Annotated in this window: 16 protein-coding genes; 12 read left to right on the top strand and 4 right to left on the bottom strand. The window is 49.8% G+C overall.

Annotated elements, in window-relative coordinates; genetic code table 11:
- Nucleotides 1-27 precede the first annotated feature (27 nt).
- A complete protein-coding gene (locus ACJJIQ_RS24420; RefSeq protein WP_445363271.1) occupies nucleotides 28-738 on the top strand; it encodes a DUF2238 domain-containing protein in 711 nt (236 codons plus the stop codon).
- Nucleotides 739-747: 9 nt separating this feature from the next.
- Here ACJJIQ_RS24420 and ACJJIQ_RS24415 read toward each other — a convergent pair whose 3' ends face one another.
- Nucleotides 748-1,224 carry an Lrp/AsnC family transcriptional regulator gene (locus ACJJIQ_RS24415; RefSeq protein WP_445363270.1) on the bottom strand — a complete coding sequence of 159 codons (477 nt, stop codon included), beginning with the start codon at nucleotides 1,222-1,224 and terminating at the stop codon, nucleotides 748-750.
- 177 nt (nucleotides 1,225-1,401) lie between these two features.
- On the opposite strand from ACJJIQ_RS24415, the gene ACJJIQ_RS24410 reads away from it, so the two are divergent.
- The gene (locus ACJJIQ_RS24410; protein WP_445363269.1) at nucleotides 1,402-3,075 is read left to right on the top strand and encodes an aminotransferase class V-fold PLP-dependent enzyme; all 1,674 of its coding nucleotides are present in this window, start codon (nucleotides 1,402-1,404) and stop codon (nucleotides 3,073-3,075) included.
- 19 nt (nucleotides 3,076-3,094) lie between these two features.
- Here the strand turns inward: ACJJIQ_RS24410 and ACJJIQ_RS24405 are convergent, their stop codons facing one another.
- Nucleotides 3,095-3,997: a universal stress protein gene (locus tag ACJJIQ_RS24405; RefSeq protein ID WP_413664448.1), complete on the bottom strand. Its 903-nt coding sequence runs from the start codon at nucleotides 3,995-3,997 to the stop codon at nucleotides 3,095-3,097.
- Nucleotides 3,997-5,499 (bottom strand): SulP family inorganic anion transporter, encoded by a 1,503-nt coding sequence (locus tag ACJJIQ_RS24400; protein WP_445363268.1) that lies wholly within the window; start codon nucleotides 5,497-5,499, stop codon nucleotides 3,997-3,999. The genes ACJJIQ_RS24405 and ACJJIQ_RS24400 overlap by 1 nt, the downstream gene beginning before the upstream one ends.
- Nucleotides 5,500-5,872: 373 nt before the next feature.
- On the opposite strand from ACJJIQ_RS24400, the gene ACJJIQ_RS24395 reads away from it, so the two are divergent.
- From ACJJIQ_RS24395 to ACJJIQ_RS24355, 9 genes are all read left to right on the top strand, one after another.
- On the top strand, nucleotides 5,873-7,153 hold the full coding sequence (locus ACJJIQ_RS24395) for an efflux RND transporter periplasmic adaptor subunit (protein ID WP_445363267.1): 1,281 nt from the start codon (nucleotides 5,873-5,875) through the stop codon (nucleotides 7,151-7,153).
- An 82-nt stretch (nucleotides 7,154-7,235) separates the two neighbouring features.
- Nucleotides 7,236-7,937, top strand: a complete 702-nt coding sequence (locus ACJJIQ_RS24390; protein ID WP_108731860.1) for an ABC transporter ATP-binding protein — start codon at nucleotides 7,236-7,238, stop codon at nucleotides 7,935-7,937.
- A gap of 12 nt (nucleotides 7,938-7,949) precedes the next feature.
- Nucleotides 7,950-9,263, top strand: a complete 1,314-nt coding sequence (locus ACJJIQ_RS24385) for an ABC transporter permease (RefSeq protein WP_445363266.1) — start codon at nucleotides 7,950-7,952, stop codon at nucleotides 9,261-9,263.
- A gap of 9 nt (nucleotides 9,264-9,272) precedes the next feature.
- Entirely contained in the window at nucleotides 9,273-10,481 is a 1,209-nt protein-coding gene (locus ACJJIQ_RS24380; protein ID WP_445363265.1) for an ABC transporter permease, read from the top strand.
- 26 nt (nucleotides 10,482-10,507) lie between these two features.
- The gene (locus ACJJIQ_RS24375; RefSeq protein ID WP_445363264.1) at nucleotides 10,508-11,155 is read left to right on the top strand and encodes a nuclear transport factor 2 family protein; all 648 of its coding nucleotides are present in this window, start codon (nucleotides 10,508-10,510) and stop codon (nucleotides 11,153-11,155) included.
- Between the two features lie 102 nt (nucleotides 11,156-11,257).
- A complete protein-coding gene (locus tag ACJJIQ_RS24370; protein ID WP_445363263.1) occupies nucleotides 11,258-12,610 on the top strand; it encodes a sigma-54-dependent transcriptional regulator in 1,353 nt (450 codons plus the stop codon).
- The gene (locus ACJJIQ_RS24365; RefSeq protein WP_445363262.1) at nucleotides 12,610-13,935 is read left to right on the top strand and encodes a sensor histidine kinase; all 1,326 of its coding nucleotides are present in this window, start codon (nucleotides 12,610-12,612) and stop codon (nucleotides 13,933-13,935) included. Before ACJJIQ_RS24370 ends, ACJJIQ_RS24365 begins: the two co-directional genes overlap by 1 nt.
- A gap of 284 nt (nucleotides 13,936-14,219) precedes the next feature.
- Entirely contained in the window at nucleotides 14,220-16,532 is a 2,313-nt protein-coding gene (locus tag ACJJIQ_RS24360) for an immune inhibitor A domain-containing protein (RefSeq protein ID WP_445363261.1), read from the top strand.
- A gap of 157 nt (nucleotides 16,533-16,689) precedes the next feature.
- Nucleotides 16,690-16,974, top strand: coding sequence for a hypothetical protein (locus ACJJIQ_RS24355; RefSeq protein WP_445363260.1), 285 nt, complete (start codon nucleotides 16,690-16,692; stop codon nucleotides 16,972-16,974).
- Here ACJJIQ_RS24355 and ACJJIQ_RS24350 read toward each other — a convergent pair.
- A complete protein-coding gene (locus tag ACJJIQ_RS24350) occupies nucleotides 16,971-17,933 on the bottom strand; it encodes an AraC family transcriptional regulator (protein WP_445363259.1) in 963 nt (320 codons plus the stop codon). The two genes, ACJJIQ_RS24355 and ACJJIQ_RS24350, sit on opposite strands and share 4 nt — an antisense overlap.
- Before the next feature lie 379 nt (nucleotides 17,934-18,312).
- Here ACJJIQ_RS24350 and ACJJIQ_RS24345 point away from each other — a divergent pair, with 379 nt between their 5' ends.
- Nucleotides 18,313-19,455, top strand: coding sequence for an efflux RND transporter periplasmic adaptor subunit (locus tag ACJJIQ_RS24345; protein ID WP_445363258.1), 1,143 nt, complete (start codon nucleotides 18,313-18,315; stop codon nucleotides 19,453-19,455).
- The last annotated feature ends 83 nt before the right edge of the window (nucleotides 19,456-19,538 follow it).

Here is a 19,538-nt window from a genome sequence, read left to right as displayed (position 1 = left end):
CTAGCCCGACGTAGAGGCGCCAAACATATGCAGATTTTCCTTCGCCAACACTGGTTCCGCCTGTTCTTATTGACCACATTTGCCATTACCTGGGCCTGGTCTGCCTGGAACCCCCTGCACCCCGATGACTGGTTGCTGGAGAACTATCTGGTATTTGCCGCTCTACCGATCATTTTGATCAGTGCACGGAGTTTTCCCTTATCGAATATCTCCTATACATTGATCACCATCTTCATGTGCCTTCATGTGATCGGCTCTCACTACACCTATGCCGAAACGCCTTTTGGCTACACCTTGCAGGAATGGCTGGGCTCCGATCGCAATATGTACGACCGCCTGGTGCATTTCAGCTTTGGCCTTCTCCTGGCCTATCCGGTGCGAGAGGTTCTTGTGCGCCTGGCGCAGCTACGTGGATTCTGGGCCTATTTCTTCCCGGTAGACGTGACTTTTGCGCTCTCATCAATCTACGAAATCATCGAGTGGCAAGCGGCAAAAGCTGTCTCTCCAGAATTGGGCGCAGCTTTCCTCGGCTCTCAGGGAGACATCTGGGATGCGCAGAAAGACATGCTGCTAGCGGGGCTCGGCTCTATCACCACCATGCTGGTGGTACTCGCCCTGAACCTGTGGTTGAACTCCAACGCCTGGAGTGAGATTCGCAACAGCCTTAAGGCCCCCCCGGGTGACAGCGCTCTGGGAGAAACCCGATTGCGCCACTGGTGGAGTAATCGACGCGGCTAGAGTCCACCCCTATTTCGACACTGCATGATTTAGCGGCAAACGGGTTGTCTGCTTCATCGTCTCCATAACAAAACTGGAGCTGACATCAAACAGGTCGGCCTTGATCAGTTCCTTATAGAGACGATCGTAGCCAGGCATATCGGTGACTACCGCTTTGATCAGATAGTCCAAATCTCCACTCATACGATGGACCTCAAGAATTTCAGCCACCTCCTGTACCAGTTCGCTAAAACGGGCGGCCCACTGATCGTTGTGCTGGTTGGTACGAATTGAAATATAGACCGTCAGCGGCAAGTTCAGTTTTTGCTGATCGAGGAGGGTAACCCTGTCGCAAATCACCCCCTCATTCTCAAGGCGGTGAATGCGGCGCCAGCACGCCGACTTGGACATCCCAACCCGCTCGGCAATATCCCCCACTGACAGGGTCGCATCAGCCTGCAACAGCTCGAGTATTGCCCTATCCAGTTTGCTTAACCCTTCAGTCATCACTCAGTCCCCGCCTCGCCCAATCACACAAAATGACGCCTTATGGCACATTTTTACGATTTAAATCCTATTATCGGCACATTCATTCATAAATTACACAATAAAAGATACAAGTAGAGACATTGTTTCAAGCATTCGGGACTAAAGTGAGCCCCACAAAACAGGGGAAAGGAAATTATGACAGACCTGATAAAGCACATCCGCGACTCGGTAATCGGCGAATTGCAAGCAATCGTAACGCCGTTTGGAAAACGTCCTCTGGTGTACGCCGATTACACAGCTTCCGGTCGTGCGCTGACATTTATCGAAGAGACTATCCGCCAGCAGGTACTGCCCTTCTATGCCAATACCCACAGCGAGAGTTCTTATACAGGTGCCCATACCACCGCGCTACGGGAGCAGGCCCGTGAAGAAATTCGTCAGGCAGTCAACGCCAGCGATAACCATAAAGTGATTTTTTGTGGTTCTGGTGCAACAGCCGCGATCAACAAATTGATCGATATTCTCAACTTGCGCCTGCCCGCAGACCTGGATAGGCAACACCAGCTCTTAAGTAGAATTCCCGAACATGATCGCCCGGTTATTTTTATCGGCCCATACGAGCACCATTCCAATGAACTCCCCTGGCGAGAGAGCATTGCCGATTTAATCGCTATTCCACTGGATCAAAGTGGCAAACTTGACCTTGAAGTACTGGAATCAGAACTGCGCGCCCATGCCCATAGACTACACAAAATCGGCAGTTTTTCTGCGGCCTCTAACGTAACCGGAATCAAAACAGATGTAGAGGCAGTGACTGCACTCCTTAAAAAACACGGAGCTTTATCATTTTGGGACTACGCCGCCGCAGCACCCTATGTGCAAATTAATATGCAAGGGCCAGCAACGCCGGATAGCCACTACCAAAAGGATGCCGTGTTTATCTCCCCGCACAAATTCATCGGAGGACCCGGCACTCCAGGTATTCTGGTTGTACACGAAGACCTGCTGAAAAACTCGGTACCTGCTACACCGGGAGGCGGTACCGTCCTTTATGTCACACCGGAAGATCACCGCTATCTGGAAGACGCCGAGCGCAGTGAAGAGGGCGGCACTCCAGCCATTATCGAGTCGATCAGGGCCGGTATGGTTTTCAGACTTCAACAGACGGTGGGCGCAAAAGAGATTGGTCGACGCGAAACCCAATTTTTACAGCGGGCACTGCAACGCTGGTCGGAGGAAGAGGCCATTGAGATACTCGGCAATACTGACTCCGCGCGACTATCCATCATCTCCCTGCGAATTAAATGGAGCAATAAGGACCTTCACTACGGTTTTGCGGTGGCATTGCTCAATGACCTATTTGGTATTCAGGTTCGCGGAGGCTGCTCCTGTGCCGGTCCCTATGGGCACGCTTTATTGGGCATCGATATGGCCCACAGTAAATCCCTGGAAGAACAAATCCTGCAAGGTCACAAGGTACTGAGACCCGGTTGGATAAGACTCAGTTTTAACTATTTTATCAGCGAGGAGGTCTTCGAATACTTATTGGAGGCAGTGGCCCTGGTCGCCAACTACGGCTGGAGATTGTTGCCGTTTTACCGTTTTGACCCACTCACCGGCGTATGGCGATATCAGGATAAGAAAATGAGGACATCACTTGATATTTCTCAGCTGACATTTACTGAGAAAGACACGCAACAAGAGCAGGAAAACCGTTGCAACTTAGATCTTAAGAGCTATTTAATGATGGGAGAAAAAGAGCTTCGCAAAGTTGGTCGCGAAGCCCATTTCTACGATTTAAGGCTACCCGATGAGGCAGAACCCCTACGCTGGTTTGCCAGCCCCCGGGAAGCGGCACTGGCACTCTAAGAGGGAAGCGAAGGGGCTTCTAGCGTAACAGCAACAGAGGCTGGCGGGCTTTCAACAACATTTTTACGGTGATGCTTCCCATCAGAAGGTCGTGCAGGCGGTTGTGACTGAAAGCTCCCATCACGGTTAGGTCAATCTGGTGCTCGGTTTGGTAGGCCACCAAAGCTTCAACGGTATTGCCGGTGAGATTACTGGCAGTGCAAGTGAGTCCTGCAGAATCCAGTTTGGCCGAGGCTTCAGCCAGCAAATTCTCCGCAGTTTCAGCGGGCCCTACATAGACAAGGTGACAGGAGAGTTCGCGAAATAATGGGCTCTCTGCAACCATCGCCAATGCCTTGCACGAGGCCTCACTGCCATCGTAGGCAAGCATCACCCTGCTGGGCTCTGTGAAGTCCCGATTGACCACCAGAATCGGCTTGTGCAGTGAGCGCACTACTGTCTCCAGGTGAGCGCCAAGTCCACGCTCAGAATCCCCGTGCTCTTCACCGCGAATTCCCAACACCAGCGCGCGAATGGAGTCTTCCATTTCCACCACTGATTCTGTCAGGCTGTCGTGACGCTGGCAGGCTTTGATATTTTGCACACCGGCGTCTTCGGCACGGCTGCGGGCGGCCTGTAGCATCAGTTTGCCCTGCTGCACCATTAACTGCGCCCGCTGCTGCTCCAGCGCAGTTAACTCTTCCAGCAACTCCTCCTGACTTCCCAGGCCAATACTGCCGGTAAAATCGGTTACCGCAGGGACACTGCTTCTTTCGATGTTGTGCAACAGCTTTAACGGTGCTTGCAGGCTCCTGGCCAGCCAGGCCGAGTAATCACACACCGCTCCAGTGTAATGAGAGCCATCGATACAAGAGAGTATCAATGGCGCCTTGCCGCCATTACCTGTGTTCTCATTGTTATTTTCGCTGTTGCTTACGGCCATCAATGTCCTCCAAGAACCCGCTCAATTTCCTCGGGCTTATCGTGTACGCCAAAACGGTCGACGATCGTTTCACTGGCCTCATTCAGTCCTACCAGTTCAACTTGTGCTCCCTCGCGGCGGAACTTAAGCACCACCTTATCCAGCGCATTAACCCCGGAAACATCCCAGAAATGCGCGCGGTTGAGGTCGATCACCACCGTATCCACCACCTCTTTGAAATCAAATGAAGCGGTAAACTTATCGGCTGAATTGAAAAATACCTGCCCAATGACCTTGTAAGTGCGGCGACTCTGCTTTTCATCCAGGGAGCTGCTCACATACATAAAGTGACTGACTTTGTTGGCAAAGAAGAGCGATGCCAATAGCACACCGACAAATACACCATAGGCCAGGTTGTGAGTCCACACTACCACAACCACAGTGGCCAGCATTACCAAATTTGTAGAGAGTGGGTAGTGCTTCAAGTTGCGGATGGAGCCCCAGTCAAAGGTGCCGATAGAGACCATAATCATGACTGCCACCAGCGCCGCCATGGGGATCACAGCAACCCAGTCACTGATAAACACTACCAGTGTCAGCAGACCGATACCGGCCACCAGAGTGGAAAGACGGCCGCGGCCACCGGATTTCACATTAATAACAGACTGGCCGATCATGGCACAGCCAGCCATACCACCCAGGGTACCCGCAGCAATATTGGCAATACCCTGACCTTTACACTCACGGTTCTTGTCACTGGTAGTATCCGTCAGGTCGTCGACAATCGTCGCCGTCATCAGGGATTCCAACAAGCCCACTACGGCCAGACCTGCGGAGTAGGGAAGGATAATCTGTAAGGTTTCAAAGTTAAGTGGAACTTCAGGCCAGAGGAAAACAGGCAGAGTATCCGGCAGCTCACCCATATCGCCGACAGTGCGAATATCCAACCCCATAGTCACTGCCACTGCGGTGAGGAGCAGAATACACACCAGCGGTGATGGCACAGCCTTGCCAATCACGGGGATATAAGGGAACAGGTAAATAATCCCCAGACCCGCCGCAGTCATTGCATAGACTTCCCAAGTGCCGCCGATCAATTCCGGCATTTGCGCCAGGAATATCAATATTGCCAGGGCATTGACGAACCCTGTCACCACAGCCCGGGAGACAAAACTCATTAAGCTCCCCAGCTTCAGGTAACCCGCAATAATCTGCAGTACCCCCGTCAATAAGGTTGCCGCAAGCAGATATTGCAGCCCGTGTTCCTTCACCAGGGTCACCATCAGCAGAGCCATGGCCCCGGTGGCAGCGGAGATCATTCCCGGGCGACCGCCGACAAATGCAATCACAACAGCGATACAGAAAGAGGCGTAGAGCCCGACCCTGGGGTCAACGCCCGCTATGATCGAGAAAGCGATGGCTTCGGGTATCAAAGCCAGGGCCACTACCAGGCCGGCAAGAATATCCCGACGTATGTTGCCGAACCAGTCGGCTTTGGTCGATGAGAGCAGCGAAGGAAACATAGGAGACAGCTAATTAAATTGAGATTGATCAAAAAAAGGCCGCGCACTCTACCATAAACGGCAGTAACCCCGCATGGCGCAGCCTCCCTCTCCCCACTTTTCCTCTGACAAATATCAGAACTGTCCACTGCCGTCCGACCGCGGACAAGGCGGACACCGGACACTTTTTGCGGACACCATTAAGAAAACAAAAAAACACAAAAACCTAAAAAAGTCTTTTTATATCAACAGGTTAAATAAAACTTAACCTGTTGGCATGCTTATTGCGATACCCCTCCTAACAAGCAGATTCTTAGCTCTGAATCCAAATTTCTAAAAGCCTGCATCCAAATAGCAATGACAGGCAAAACAGTAAGAGAAACGGAAAGCCGCAATGATTAGAGATACTTCCGGACAAGATACCAAGATAGAAGCCGTGCCGGTTTGGAAGAACAAAAAGGTCGTCAAAGCCTCGGTATTTGCCGGTTTGACAGTGGCATTCCTGACATGGGGTATCAACTCCTGGCACAGCAATAGCTCTGTCGACAGCACCCTCTCCCTGTCTCAAGTCAATATCGCCCAGGTCCAGCGAGGAGACCTAGTGCGAGATCTGGTGGTTCAGGGCCAAGTGGTCGCCGCAAACAGCCCCACGCTTTTCAGCCCTGCCCAGGGCATTGTGAAGTTTGCAGTGAAAGCTGGGGATACCGTTGACGAAGGGCAATTGCTGGCCACCGTCGACAGCCCGGAACTATCCAATCAGCTGGCCCAGGAAAACGCCCAACTCAACCAGCTGACGGTGAACCTGCAGCGCCAGAAAATCCAGGCCAAACGTCAGCATATGGAAAACCAGCAAAAGGCCGACCTGGCCAAAGTCAACCTCACCGCTGCCAAACGAGAATTGAGACGTGCAGAGTTGTCGATGGAAAAGCAAATTATCTCGCGGTTGGATTTTGAAAAAACCAAGGACGATATGGCCCGCGCCCAGCTGGAGTACGAACAAGCCGTACAAAATGCGGGACTGGAAAAAGAATCACTGACCTTTGAAACCCAGAACCTGGAACTCCAGGTCTCACAACAACGCCTTCAGGTAGAAGAAACTGAGCGCCGTGTACGCGAGCTGAACATTATCTCACCGGTCAACGGCACCATCGGTAGCTTAGCTGTGGCACAGCGCAGCGCCGTGGGCGCCAATGCGCCACTTATTACAGTTGTCGATCTCACCAGTTTTGAACTCGAGGCCAAAGTGCCGGAAAACTATGCCGACGACCTGGGTATCAGCATGGCCGTGGTAATCAAGCTCGGTGGAAAAGAATTACCAGGAGAAATTACTGCAATCTCCCCCGAGGTCATAAACGGCCAGGTGGTCGCACGGGTTCGTTTCACTGATGGGCAACCGAAAAAGCTTCGACAAAATCTCCGCCTCACCGCCCGCATACTTCTGGAAAACCGCAATAACGTACTGTTGGTCAAACGCGGCGGCTTCCTCGATCAAAGCGGTGGCAACCATGCCTTTCGTTTAAACAGCGAAGAACAGGCGGAGCGAGTCTCCATCCAGATAGGCGCCTTTGGCTTAAAACAGGTAGAGATTATCTCAGGCCTACAAGAGGGAGACAGAATCATTATCTCCTCTTCCGAGGAACTCGAAAATGCCCAGCTAATTGCGCTGACAGATTAACCCCGAATTCAAATTGGAGCTCGGTATAGCTCCCTAGTAAATCAATCAATAATTTAAAGTTAAAGAAAAAGGGAATATTGTAATGTTGAAAATGAACAATATCCGTAAAAGTTTCCGTACCGATACTATCGAAACTCATGCCCTGCGCGATTTCAGCCTTGAAGTTAAAGAGGGTGAGTTTGTTTCTGTAACTGGTCCCAGTGGCTCTGGTAAAACCACCTTTCTCAACATCGCCGGCCTACTGGAAACGCCCACCAGTGGAGAGTACCTGCTCGACGGTGAGAATGTTAGTAATCTCAATGACCGCCAGCGCTCACATCTGCGCAACGAAAAAATAGGCTTTATTTTCCAAGGGTTTAATCTGATTCCCGACCTAACCTTATTCGACAATATCGACGTTCCCCTGCGCTATCGTGGTTTCAATGCAAAAGAACGTCGCAAGCGTATTGAAAAAGTGCTCGAGCAGGTAGGCCTTTCTGCACGCGCTAAACACCTGCCGGCACAGCTCTCCGGTGGACAGCAGCAACGTATCGCTATCGCCCGCGCTTTAGCTGGCGAACCCCGTTTTCTACTTGCGGACGAGCCCACCGGTAACCTCGACTCCTTAATGGCCCGCCAGGTAATGGAGCTACTGGAGTTTATTAACGAGTGGGGAACCACCATCGTGATGGTTACCCACGATCCAGAACTCGCTCGCCGTGCCCATCGCAACATCCAGATTGTGGATGGGCAGGTTTGTGATTTACGTGCGGTCCCCGAGCAGCCTGCTGCCGTTACTGCTTAAGGAGCCTGCACCATGTTTGGATACTATATTTCCCTGGCCCTACGAAGTTTGCGTGGAACCCCGATTTTAAGCAGCTTAATGGTTGCCGCTATTGCAGTCGGTGTCGGCGCCTCTATGACGGTGCTGACCCTGAACTACACTATGTCCCAGAATGCTTTAAAGCACAAAGACGACGTTCTCTTTGCAGTACAGCTAGACAGTTGGGATGTTAATAAAGCTTACAAAAGTAAGAATGAAATACCCTGGCAGCTGACCTATCGGGACGCCGAAGCGTTATTGCGCTCAGATATTCCCACCCGCCAAATTGCCATGCATCGCTACGGTTTTACCGTTGAAATTGATAACTCTGCTATTAGACCTTTTGAATCACATACCCGGGTAACTACCCGAGACTTTTTCGCTTTGTTCGATGTGCCCTTTATTTATGGCGGCACCTGGGAGGAGTCTGCTGATAGCTCTCCTACTCAAGTAGTTGTGCTTTCCAAGCCAACAAATGACAAGCTTTTCTCTGGTCAAAATAGCGTTGGAAAGACAATAAAACTCAACGACGAACCCTATACGGTAGTGGGTGTTATCGACACTTGGGAGCCCTCACCAAAGGTATATGATGTCAACAACAGCCCGTTTGATACAGTAGAAGAGTTATTCATACCCTTTGGCTTACACCGCAAATTGGAAATTCACAGCTGGGGCAACACCAATGGCTGGGACAATGCCGATCCGCAGGGATATGAAGAGTTTCTACAGAGTGAATATCTCTGGGTTCAATACTGGGTTGAACTTACAACTAGCGAACAACAAGCACAGTACGAAAATTTTCTTCGTGCTTATATTCAGCAAGAGAAAGCTCAAGGACGTTTCGAGCGACCACTAAAGTTTGCCTTGAGTAAGCCATCTGAGTGGCTGGTTCTCAATGAGGTACTCAGCGATGACAACCGCATTCTTGGGTGGGTTTCTTTGGCGTTTCTCTTGGTATGTATTATCAATGCCGTTGCATTATTGTTGGCAAAATTTCTACGCAAAGCACCAGAAGCTGGTGTACGTCGCGCCTTGGGAGCAAGTAGAAGTGCGATTTTCACCCAGCACTTAATTGAAAGCGCAACCATAGGAATTATCGGCGGAGTAGCAGGTATTTTTCTCGCCATACTCGGCCTTAGCGGCATTCGCTACCTGGCCATGGGCCAAATCGACACACTTCCAACTATGGATTGGGTCATGATGGTTGCGGCTATTGGCCTGGCTATTGTCGCAAGCCTATTGGCAGGTTTCTATCCAGCATTGAAGATCAGTCAAACCAACCCTTCTATCTACCTGAAAACCCAGTAAGGCCTGACCATGCTTGAATTAAAACCGATGCTGTCCGCCCTCTGGCGCAACAAAGTTTCTGCACTGCTGATTGCCCTTCAGCTTGGCTTAACCCTGGCAATTATCAGCAACACAGCAATAATAATCCAAGATAGAGTAGAAAAGATAAACCGGCCCACAGGAATCGATGTCGACAACATTATTACTATTGGGTTCATGGCAATACCAAAAGACTACGACACAATTGGGGCGGTACGAGCCGATTTAGGGATTCTCCGTCAACTTCCAAATGTTGTCGATGCTTCGATCACTCAACAAATCCCTCTATCGCAATCAGGATCGTCTTCGGTATATCACAATAAAGCCAATCAGGAAATCGGCGGAGAAGGAGCCAACTACTATCAAGTTGATCCACACTTTATTAACACCCTCAATTTAAAGTTAGTCGCAGGTCGTAACTTTACCGAGGCCGATATGCAGGCCAGCAACTCTCACGAGACTACAAAAAAACCTGTTGTCATTATCACCCAGCAACTTGCCGATAAATTCTACCCCAATCAGGATCCTATAGGGCGGCCAATTTTCTCCGGTGGTAGCTCTGAACCGATGGAAATAGTCGGAGTTGTAGAACGGCATCTGGGAGCATGGGTTGGATGGTCCAAAGCTGGTAATGTGATGTTTTACCCAGAAATAAAAAATAGGCGTTATGCAAAATATATAGTACGTACAGAGCCGGGTAAACGCGATGAGGTAATGAAGGTGTTAGCTGACAAGCTTTCCGAGCGAGACCCTCAGCGAGTAATCTCTGTTGAACCACTCTCTAAGTATGTCAAACGCAGCTATGCTATCGACAATATGATGGTTAAAGTACTCTCTATCGTTGCAGCTATGCTGAGCTTTATTGTAGCCCTTGGCATTGTAGGTCTAACCATTTTTTGGATTAACCAAAGGACCAAGCAAATTGGTGTTAGACGTGCATTAGGGGCCACCCGTACTAATATCAGCCGATATTTCCTTATTGAAAACGGAATGATAGCGAGTCTGGGTATCGCAGTTGGCAGTGCAGCGGCACTGATTGCTAATCAATATATGGTTCGCGATTACTCACAGCCTACTTTAACAATTTTACCCCTGGTTATTTGTGCGCTACTGGTTCTCTTAGTCAGCCTTGTAGCTGCACTTGCCCCAGCACTACGAGCAGCCAATATATCGCCGGCGACAGCCACCCGAAGTATTTAAACAACAACCTTTAGGGGGTGAGCTAATTGCTCACCCCCAAGATAAGGCAAAAGTTTTCCTCATTCATTTTCATGGTTTATCTGCCACATTCGGTCGACATACCCCCCAGTAAAAAAACAATAGGGACATTGATCTTGTTTAAAAAAATATCTTCTTTATTTTTTGTGGGACTAACCTTCATTAGCCCAAACTTACAAGCTGAAAAACATCCGGTTATTGCTGGCCCACTAGTAACTGAAGAACTAGTACAACAAATTACTAGAGCCGACCAACGCTTATTTGATGCATTATTCAATAATTGTGATCTAAGAGAAGCACAAAACCTGGTGACCGATGACTTTGAAATGTACCATGACAAGTGGGGTCAAACAGCAAAGTCTGGAGAAGAGTTTGTCAAGGCCATTACCAATATGTGCCAACAACGTAAGAATGGAAATGATATTCGTGCACATCGTGAACTGGTAATCGAGAGCACTAAAATCTACCCTGTTAACCATTACGGTGCTATTCAGTCAGGCACCCATCGATTTTATGGCATCAATGACGACAAATCTGAGATCTTACGGGAAAGTTCACAGTTTACTCACCTCTGGAAACAGGTAGATGGAAAGTGGCAGCTCGCGAGGGTACTCAGCTTCGACCACAAACCTGCTGAGCAACACATCGTCCACTAACTCTCCCTAATCTATTTGTGGCAGGGAAAACCTGCCACAAGCATTCCCCCTCGCCATCAACACATTGCATAATAGGCGCCTTAATAGCGTGTCTTAGAAACTATGGACAAAGTACTTATTATTGACGACAACAGCAGTATCGTTTCCGCCCTGGAGATCCTGTTGTCTCTGCATGACTTGCAGCCACTTTGTGCGATTACTCCTCAAGCCGGCTTACAGCTACTACGAGAGAACAGCGATGTCAGCCTGGTTATCCAGGATATGAATTTCACCGCTGACACAACTTCTGGAGAAGAAGGCAAAGAACTGTTCTTCGCGATTCGGGAAATAAGTCCGGACTTACCAATTATCCTTCTGACCGCTTGGACCCAACTGGAAATGGCTGTCGAGCTAGTTAGGGCTGGTGCAGCTGATTACCTGGGTAAGCCCTGGGATGACAATAAACTAATATCCACAATTAACAATTTATTGGAACTGGGAGAACTACAAAAGCGCCAGCAGGCATCCCAGCAACAAGCTTTGAATGCTCGCAGCCAATTACGGGAGGACTTTCTACTACAAGACATAATTTACCGCAGCGATAAAATGCAAAAGCTGTTGGAGATGGCCACTCAAGTAGCGAAATCTGAAGTTCCCATCCTGATCACAGGGCCAAATGGGGCCGGCAAAGAGAAGATTGCTGAGATTGTACAGGCGAACTCTTCATCTAAAGAAGGGCCTTTTATTAAAGTTAATGTGGGTGCACTGCCGGAAGATCTGATGGAGGCAGAGCTGTTCGGAGCCGAACCTGGAGCCTATACCGGCGCCGGCAATCGGGCACGGGAGGGCAGGTTTGAGGCCGCCGATGGCGGCACCCTGTTCCTCGATGAAATTGGCGAGCTATCACCCAGCGGTCAGGTGAAACTACTGCGTGTACTACAAACCGGGGAATTCCAACGTTTAGGCAGCAGCCAAACCCGCAAAACCAAAGTTCGGGTAATCAGTGCTACCAATAGAGATCTCCACAAGGCTATCGAGGAAGGCAAGTTTCGCCAGGATTTATTTTATCGACTCAATGTTATAGAACTGCGCCTCCCACCACTGCATGAGCGCCCTGAGGACATCCCTCCCCTCGCGATAAGCTTCCTCGCGGAAAGTGGCAACTCAAAAAAGCTATCTCCTCAAGCGTTAAGCGCCCTTACTCGCTATCATTGGCCCGGCAATGTGCGGGAACTGCAAAATGTTATGCAGCGAGCGGCCGTCCTAAGTCAGGAGGATACTATCGATGAAGCCGTCCTGGCACTTCCTGAGCAAATGCCAACCGATAAAGTGGAAGTGAGTTTTGAGCCCAGCCGTGAGTTGCTACAAGAGACACTATCCAACTGCAATGGCATTATTGCCCAGGCTGCGCGAGAACTCGGTATGAGCCGCCAAGCACTATACCGCCGCCTGGAAAAACACGGTATACCCTATTGATGTCGAAATATTTTTCACTTGAAGGCCGCCTTATTGCCACGGCGGCCCTGCCTATAATTACTGGTATTACTATTTTCTGGCTCGGCACTCGAGCAGGCTTTGCCCCACCACTCGCATGGGCAACGTCAGTTTTGGTTTCATTGCCACTATTAATTGTACTGGTTCGCCTTATAATTGCTCCCCTAACTAGCACCCTAAAGTCACTACAAAATGGTCTTCTAAATTTTCGCGATGGAGACTTCTCCATTTCTATTGTCTCCCCCAAGGACAATGAACTCCGCCAAATAACCCTCCTTTATAATGAGATTGGCGAACACTTGCGCAAAGAGCGCGCTCATATTTACCAGCGAGAACTCCTTTTGGATACTGTTATCCAAACGTCTCCACAAGCCCTTTTACTGGTCGATCAAAACGACCGCATCATTTATTCGAATAGCAGTGCCAAACAGCTACTGAATAGCGGCCGGCCAATACAGGGGCTTCATCTACAAAAAGTCCTACTCAAAAGCCCTCAGGAAATCGCTAGCGCTATTTATAGCTGGAAAAACGGCCTATTTAATTACACCGACATCCATGGGCCACACTCCATGCATATCGGTAACAGTACTTTCGTGCTGAACGCACAAAAACACCGCCTAATTGTACTGCGCGAAATGACGCGCGAACTGACTCGCGCAGAGGTGGAAGTATGGAAAAAGGTTATCCGTTTGATCAGCCATGAGCTAAACAATTCTCTAGCCCCAATTTCATCACTTGCGCATTCTGGAAAAATGCTGGCGACAAAACCTGGCAAAGAACGGGCTTTGGAGAAGGTTTTCGATATTATCGCAGACCGCTGTAAACACCTGACAGAGTTCACACAGGGATATGCCACTTTTGCCAAGCTGCCAGCTCCAAGCTGCGAGACCGTTGACTGGCAAGAACTGATCAACCGAATAATGCCCATTCAAGCTTTCTCTCTAAAAGGTACCCCACCCAAAGAACCGGGTTACTTTGATCCAATTCAAATAGAGCAAGCCCTACTTAACTTAATTAAAAATTCACGAGAAGCCGGCAGTGAAAGCAGTGACATAGAACTTGAAATCAGCACCGATAACTTTGGGCAAAAACTAGTACTCTCCGATCGTGGCTGTGGCATGAGTGAGAAAGTGCTCGAGCAGGCTTTGCTCCCCTTTTTCTCAACTAAAGAGCAAGGTGTCGGCCTGGGCTTAGCGCTCTGCCGAGAAATCATTGATGCACACGATGGGCACATACAACTCTTAAACCGCCCCGGTGGAGGGTTACAAATTTGCCTCTGGCTACCATGGAAAAACAATAAAAATTAAATGTGCAACAAGTTATGCTACAGAAGCCATCCAGATGGGAAAATAATTTCCAATAACATCATCGGGAAAATTTCTCAGTGATCAAATGGATGTCACACTTTAGTTTAAAATTACGCTAAATCCCCATAAATTTATTGCGGCCTAATCATCTTAAAACGTCATCCCTCTGTAGCTAATAATAAAGAATCTGAGCTGCCACAAATTGAAATCTGACTATTTTAGTAAGTTTTATTTATGTCTAATTTCAGAACTTAAAATCATCTCGGAACGCACAAGAAGGGATCATGCTAAAAATAAACAGTTTGCTCTCCGTCGGCGCGCTTGCACTGAGCCTGATGACAGTCAATGCCCACGCCGTTAATTCATCTCAAAAGGATGGTGATCAAGTTGACTTGGTCATTGCCAATGAAGCCAAATTAATTGATATGCTCAAGCGCTCTGGGCGCATCAGCCAAGATGCTTCTATTGCAGAAGCTGAACGCACTTTACGGGTTTATTTAAAAGAGCGGGCCACCCATAGCATTAATGGGGCTCAAGATCTTTCCAGCGATACCGTAACGATGATGCGCGATGCCCGAGGAGGACACCACCCCCGGCTTAAAAGGGGCAAAGGTTCCCTTCACCGCAACCATGGCAGCCGCCACCCTAGAAACATTCAACTTGAGAGCTACGATGGTGAAGCCCAAACTGCACGGGTTCTCGCTATTTTGATGGAGTTCCCCGATTTTCCCCATAACAGCATCGAGCCCGGGGAAAGTGATATGTACTACGCGGATTACGCCGCTGAACATTACGCTGACTTACTTTTCTCCCAAAACGGCTTTGAAGGCCCCAGTGGGGAAAACATGCTATCCATGCAACAGTTTTACTGGCAGCAATCCGGTAACAGCTACTCAGTTGAAGGCTCTGTAGCAGGTTGGTATATGGCCAGCCAACCAGCAGCTTTTTACGGCAATAACACTGATGGTGATGCTCGCTCCCTAATTCGTGAGGCCCTGGAAGCTGCAGCTGCCGACCCCACAGTAGACCTGTCAGATTTTGATATTGAAGACCGTTACGACTTGGATGGTGATGGCGATTTTTGGGAAGCAGATGGTTTGGTAGACCACATCATGATCTTCCACTCCTCGGTTGGTGAAGAAGCAGGTGGCGGGCAACTGGGTGAAGACGCCATTTGGTCTCACCGTTGGAACCTTGGCAGCGTCTATTCACTTGAAGGAACTACTGCGGAGGTAGATTACTGGGGCGGCACTATGGCTGCTTATGATTACACCATTCAGCCGGCGGACGCCGCTGCAGGGGTTGTCAGCCATGAATATGGCCATGATTTGGGCTTGCCCGATGAATACGATACCGATGGTAGCGGTCGCGGTGAACCCGTCTCCTCCTGGTCCATTATGTCCAGTGGTAGCTGGGCCGGTATTATTCCGGGTTCAGAGCCCACCGGCTTCTCTGCCTATGCCAAGGAATACCTGCAACACAACCATGGTGGGAACTGGCTTCATGGTGAAACTATTGCACTAGATGAAATTCCTCGCCGCGGTATCGAGTTGCTACTCGATGAAGCGGTTAATAAGGGGACCAATAACGATGCAGTCCGAATTGACCTACCAGCAAAACAAGAAATAGTTACCGAACCCAGCAGTGGAGAATACGCCTACTTCAGCGGTAGCGGCAACAACCTGCAAAACTCTATGACAATATCTGTTGATCTGAGCAATGCAGAAACAGCAAGCCTCTCTTTCAAAGCTTGGTACGACATTGAGCTGGATTGGGATTACGCCGCGATCATGGTAGATTCCGGTGATGGCTTTGTCTCCATTCCTGGTTCAGTAACTACAGATACCAACCCCAACGGCACCAACCCAGGTAATGGTATTACTGGTAGCTCCGAGGGCTGGATTGACGTTGCATTCGATCTAAGCGCTTACGCCGGGCAAGAAATTAGCCTTTCACTTACCTATATTACTGATGGCGCCGTAGCGAATTCAGGTCTTTTTGCCGATGACATCAGCATCGAAATTGATGACACAACATTCCTTTTCGATGATGCTGAAACTGATGGCAACTTTAGCCTTGCAGGCTTTAGCCGAAACCCAGGCTATCTCGAGCACGATCACTACTACTTACTCGAATGGCGTACGCATCGCGGCGTTGATGCCGGATTGGCACATGTGAATGTAGCCGGCGAGATGCTCACTTTCACAGAAGGCCTCTTGGTTTGGTACGTAGATTCCAGCTACGATAATAACTGGGTTGGCGTACACCCAGGAAATGGCTTCCTCGGAGTTGTTGATGCCGACCAAAATGTATTGAGATGGAGTGATGATTCCGTTGCCAGTACTCGCTATCAGGTTCACGATGCCACATTTAATATCGAAAGAGCCGACGACATGGTTCTGGATTTACTCGAGGACTACGGCATACTCTTAAGTGACACTCACAACCGCCGCTACCCATTGTTTAATGACACCCGGAGTTATAGCAGCGAAGAAATACCAGATGCTGGCCGCGCTATCACACCTTACAGCTTAAAGGTTCGAGTCGTCTCTCGCAGCGGAGATAAATCTGTAGCCAAAATACGCGTAACCAAGTAAAAGAAGTAAAAATAGACGGCGCCGTTATGGCGCCGTCTCCAATTTAATAAATAGAATAAAATTACCGCTTAAAATAAAGCCTTTAATTTGAACAAAACTCTCTTCGCCAGCTAACCTGAATGCCAGAAACTTATTTTCATCATTCAGGCATTCATTTATGGAAAAACCTCTAGACAACTCCCGTCGCCACTTTCTTAAGCTTTCAGGAACATCGCTACTTTTAATTCCTGCCACATTTATCGCAGCACCCTCAACTCAGGCCCAAATCAAAGCGCAAAAAGACAAAGTAAATTACCAGGATACTCCCAAGGATGGGAAAAAGTGCGTGGACTGCCAGCTATTTGAGCCCCCCAATGCCTGCCTGGTTGTGGAGGGCGATATCAGTCCCGAAGGGTGGTGTAGCTTATTTGTTTTGAAGCAGGGCAACCCAGTTTCAAATTAAGCTGGGACCCGTTGTTCACCGCGCAATTTAATCACGTCCGCGCGGGGCGGAAGACCAAACATGCGGCTGTATTCACGACTGAAATGAGAGGGGCTCTCATAGCCAACCCGATAGCTGGCGGAAGCCGCTTCCAGCCCCTCGGTCAACATTAGGCGTCGCGCCTCATGTAAGCGCAGCTTTTTCTGGAACTGCAACGGGGACATGCGCGTGATCTGCTTAAAGCTGTGATATAGGGATGACTCACTCATATTGGCCTGATCGGCCAAGTCACTGATACGCAGCGGTTCTGAGAAGCGGTCTTTCAGCACCTCAATCACCCGGGATACCCGGTTCGCCTGGCTATCTACCATGGCAAACTTGCGCATCCGCGCGCCAATCTCCCCCATCAGGGCGCGATAGATAATCTCACGCCGGGCTAATGGCGCCAGTATCGGGACATCTTTAGGGCTATCCAGCAAGGAGACCAGCCGGTTTAGCGCATCGAGCATACCGTAATCCATTTTGGTCAGGCACAGGCCGCAGCTGACTTCGGGACAGTCGTAGCCAGCCTCCACACCCGGCGCCTTATCACCCAGCTCCATAACCAGGTCTGCCACCTCTTGCGGATCGATCGTTATCTTTACGCCAAGAAACGGAGTATCCAGGGAAGCGTCTTCAACACGTCCCAGGATCGGTAAGTGCACCGAGGTTGCCACATAGCTCAGCGGCATATAGGAAATTTCCCGGTCTCCAAGCTCCAAGGTTTTGCGGCCTTGAATAATAAAATTCAGGGACGGTGTATACACCGATGCCGCACAGGCTCCCGGCTCGTTGCAGCGAATCAGGGAGAGACCACCCAGTACCGTTTCATTTAATCCCTGTTCCGGTGCCTGTCGCATCAGGGAGGCAATCAGCTTCTGCCGTATCGACTCCACATCCATGGCGACAGAGTTAAATTCCGCTCTTTTTTCAATGCTCATATGCTCCCCTTGTGCCCGCTAACAATTCCACGACTCAACACGAAGTGGCACAGAGTATACGGAGTTTTAGGCAATTTCCGTGTAGTTTTGCAGGATTGGGCAATCACTATGCAGTAATAGGTAACTATAACCGATTAATAGCCCTACAGTCGCTGTAATATCTTAATCACTTTTTGCGATAACTAGTTATATATCCAGTTCTTTACACATCCAACAGAATGTGATCCTTCCAACCCAAAAGCACGTCTTAAGTAGAAATAGGCAATCAATTAACAGTTCCCGGATACCGCAACCAACTTGGCCACCGCTAGAGTTACGCCCTTACTGGGAGAAGCACCCAATAGCCCTTCCCCTCCGTAGCAAAGGGAGTACACGCGTAATGGTAAGAAAATTAACGACGGTTTTATTCGGCGTATCCGCACTGGTACTCGCCGGCTGCAACAGTGACGCACCCAGCGGTCAACAACCGCCTCCCCCAGCCGTGGAGGTCGCCCAGGTATCTGCAGGAAATACGACATTGTGGCGCAGCTTTACCGGCCGTGTGGCAGCCCCAGAAACCGTTGAACTGCGCCCGCGGGTTAGCGGTTATATCGACAAGGTTTCATTTGCCGAGGGAACTCTGGTCAAGCAGGGCGATGTCCTGTTCACCATTGACCCCCGCCCTTACCAGGCCCGCGAACGCGCCGCCCGCGCAGACCTGGCTCGGGTTCGCAGCGACCTCTCCTATAGCGAGAAGCAAGCCGGCCGAGCAAAACAGCTACTCAACAGCAAAGCCATCTCCCGCGAGGAATACGATCGGCGTATCGCTTCGCGAGATTCGGCCCGAGCGGCCCTCAGCGCCGCCGAGGCAGCACTGGAAAATGCCCAATTGGACCTTCAATACACTGAAGTTAAAGCACCAATAAGTGGCCGAGTAAGCCGCGCCCTGGTTACTCAAGGCAACCTCGCCAATGCCGACAGCACCCTGCTGACAACGCTGGTCTCTGTCGACCCAATGTACGTGTATTTCGAAAGTGACGAACAGACTTTTGCTAAGGGCCGCGACTTACTTAACAGCGGGCAAAAACCTGCTGTGCGCATAGGTCTCGCCGGTGAGCAGGGCTATCCACACAGTGGAGAGTTGGACTTTATTGATAACCGCCTGAACAGCCATACCGGCACTATTCAGTTCCGCGCTGTGGTTAATAACAGGGACGGCTTTTTCAGACCGGGGCAATTTGCCCGGGTGGAAATGCCAATTGAAGAGGTTTCACAGGCAGTTTTAATCAATAGCAAAGCAGTTCTTACCGATCAGGACCGCCGCTATGTCTACATCGTCAACGACAGTAATGTCACCGAAAAGCGCCCCGTGGTCGCTGGCCAACGCCAAGGTGACCTCGTGGTTATCCGCAGCGGCCTGGAGCCCGGCGAGAAAGTTGTGGTGAATGGCCTGCAAAAGATTTTCTTCCCGGGCATGCCCGTCGCACCGGAAATGGTGGCCATGCAGGAGCAGGTAAAGGCGACCCAAGTCGCTGGCCACTAAACAAAGAGCAAGGGGCTTGCCGAAGTGAGCCCATACATTCAGCTAATCCTATCAATGGAATCCGAGCGGCTGACTAAGTCGCT

This window comes from Microbulbifer maximicatervae (SeqCode) (genome assembly GCF_052468295.1).
The sequence above is the reverse complement of the archived record's forward strand: the minus strand, read 5'-3'. Positions and strand labels throughout refer to the sequence as shown.